The organism is Novosphingobium sp. B-7 (genome assembly GCF_000410615.1).
GTDB lineage: Bacteria > Pseudomonadota > Alphaproteobacteria > Sphingomonadales > Sphingomonadaceae > Novosphingobium > Novosphingobium capsulatum.
Genome location: NZ_KE148353.1, coordinates 25,229 through 25,507, shown reverse-complemented (window position 1 = coordinate 25,507; position 279 = coordinate 25,229). Strand labels below are relative to the sequence as shown.

Annotated in this window: 1 protein-coding gene; it reads left to right on the top strand. The window is 72.0% G+C overall.

Annotation, left to right across the window (positions count from 1 at the left end; all coding sequences use genetic code 11):
* Positions 1-279 (top strand): carboxylesterase family protein (locus H926_RS27495; protein WP_043609508.1); only part of this gene is annotated, 279 nt, incomplete at both ends.

Below are 279 nucleotides of genomic sequence, written 5' to 3'. Positions count from 1 at the left end.
ATGCCGCACCGCCACTAGGCCCGCTGCGCTGGCAACCGCCGCAGCCGGCGCCGGCGTGGCAGACCCCGCGCGACGCCACCGCGCCAGGCGCAACATGCCTGCAAAACGATTACGGCTGGGACCACGCCGACTATGTGCGCGGCAACGAGGATTGCCTCACGCTCGATATCGCCAGCCCGGCGCTGGCGGGCAAGCGCCCCGTCATGGTGTGGATCCATGGCGGCAGCAACCGCGCGGGATCGGCCGGTGGCACGGTGTTGAGCGACCTGGCGCGCCACG